Origin of the sequence: Marinobacterium arenosum, from assembly GCF_019795155.1 — a bacterium.
GTDB lineage: Bacteria > Pseudomonadota > Gammaproteobacteria > Pseudomonadales > Balneatricaceae > Marinobacterium_C > Marinobacterium_C arenosum.
Window position 1 is genome coordinate 1 of the sequence record NZ_JAILYN010000105.1, and the last position, 2029, is coordinate 2029.

Here is a 2029-nt window from a genome sequence, read left to right on the forward strand (position 1 = left end):
AAAATCCTCGGCCAGTTGACCGAAGATGAACACCTGGGCTAAAAACGTCTGGGCGTGATGCGTTGAGAAATCAGGTGTTCACGTTCGTCCGGAATCGGTGTTCAACTTCGCCGGAATACGCATAAAGATGCCAACTATACTTCACTTCGAGATTACAGGCGGGAGAAGACCGCTTGGCAAGACGGTCGTGGTTCCCCGAATATTAACGTCGTCGTTGGTAAACCGAGCTTTGTCTTTGATGTACGTGCCGGGTCCTATCTCTGCTGTAAGAACCTGCCGGAAAGTCCAGGGTTCTCGCCATTCCCGAGATGGCTAATGTCAGCGACCAGTGTCCGGAGCATTAGCCGATGTCCTGCAAGAAATCACTTCTAGCGTCTTTATTGGTTCCGGGGTTCAGCACGAGCACGCTGGCCTGGTCGGTGGATGCTGACGGCTGTCAGTACGAGTTCAGCCCTCTACGGTTTTGACGCTCAAACGCCCCTCGTGGCGACTCTCCACCTAATTTCAGCGAGGTCAGACTTATGAACCCTCTCTTTAGACGATTATCCTCAATCACAGCTCTGCTGTTGCTATTGGCACAACCGGCAGTGGCTTCCGATTTCATCGACGACATGCCGCCTCTAGACAGGGACCCGGATCGTATTGGCGCGATGATATGGGAAAAGCCCGGGTTCGATCGGGCGAGCTATACCCGGGTGATGATTGAACCGATCACCATCTTCATCAGCCCAGATTCGGAGTACAAGGGGCTGGACGCTGCTGAACTCAAGGAACTGGCGGACAGTTTCCATGAAACGGCGATCAAGACGCTCGAGCCGGAGGTTCCGGTGGTCAGCCAGGGCGGCGAGGGCGTTCTCTACATACGTGCGGCCCTGACCAACGTAAAGCTCAAGAAAAAGAAACGCGGCTTGCTAGGCTATACCCCGATTGGGCTAGTGGCGACTGCCGTCAAGGGGGGGACAGGGGTTTCACTCAAGGATGCGGAGTTGGAGATCGAAACGCTGGATTCGGTGACTGGCGAGCGTCTCGGTGTCCTGGTCGATGTGGCGCCGAAGGCGGCCGGAGAAAAACTCTCCTGGGAGTCGATAGAAAAAACCTTCGGTTACTATGCGGAACGATTCAAGTCCCGCCTGCAGGCGGCTCAGTAACCGGAGCTTCCCGTTCACTTCTGCAAGGAGCCGCTGCTTCACTTCCTGGCCATCGGTGGCGTGCTGTTCGTGCTGCATGGCTGGCTAAATGACGATACTGAGGACGCCGAAACCGGCCTGTCGCGCGCCGTCCGTATAACGGCCGCCAGAGCGGCTGGCTAAAGCAGACCTGGATTCGCCAGCGACAGCGCGCCTATACCTCACCGGTCAGGAATACACCGGAATATTGAGCGCGGCAATTGCGGCCCCAACACTCCTTTCGAAACTCTAAGGCTTGATGAAGGAAATGGGTATGAAAGAAGCAATTGCAAGTACACAAGGCAGCGGGCCACAGCTCGTCGCCGTGCTGCTATTCAGCGCGGTGTTGTCGGGCGGGCCGGCGTTCGGTCAGCAGGAGGCCGCTACGTCGGCCGACCATATCCTAAAAACGATGTCTGCCTATCTTGGCGGTCTCGAGTCTTTCAGCGTCAATGCTGACATCGACCTGGAGATCATTACCCATGAAGGACAAAAATTGCAGTTCAGCAGCTATGCCGAAGCCCTGTTGAAACGGCCTGACAAGCTGCACATCGAACGCAAGGGACTAATTGGAGAGGTCCAACTGAGCTATGACGGCAAGCGCCTGACGCTTTACCAAAAAGACCACAACATCTATGCCCAGCTGGAGCAGCCGGGCACTGTGGATGATGCCATTCGTGCCTTTGAACTTGAGACCGGTATTACGGCCCCCGGCGCCGATCTGCTGTTTTCCAATCCCTATTGCATATTCCGGTGAAGATGAACACCGATTCCGGACGAACGTGAACACCTGATTTCTCAACGCATCACGCCCCCGGATTATTAGCCCAGGTGTTCATCTTCGGTCAACTGACCGAGGATTT

The 2029-nt window shown here is 55.4% G+C and carries 2 protein-coding genes; both read left to right on the forward strand.

The window, feature by feature from the left end:
- Positions 1-521 precede the first annotated feature (521 nt).
- Positions 522-1148, forward strand: a complete 627-nt coding sequence (locus K6T12_RS21350) for a DUF3313 domain-containing protein (RefSeq protein WP_222224995.1) — start codon at positions 522-524, stop codon at positions 1146-1148.
- Between the two features lie 292 nt (positions 1149-1440).
- The gene (locus K6T12_RS21355; RefSeq protein ID WP_222224996.1) at positions 1441-1923 is read left to right on the forward strand and encodes a DUF2092 domain-containing protein; all 483 of its coding nucleotides are present in this window, start codon (positions 1441-1443) and stop codon (positions 1921-1923) included.
- The last annotated feature ends 106 nt before the right edge of the window (positions 1924-2029 follow it).

Excerpts from the sequence above, each read along its gene's own strand:
- K6T12_RS21350 (WP_222224995.1), top strand. The coding sequence starts at position 522 with ATGAACCCTCTCTTTAGACGATTATCCTCAATCACAGCTCTGCTGTTG.
- K6T12_RS21355 (WP_222224996.1), top strand. The coding sequence starts at position 1,441 with ATGAAAGAAGCAATTGCAAGTACACAAGGCAGCGGGCCACAGCTCGTC.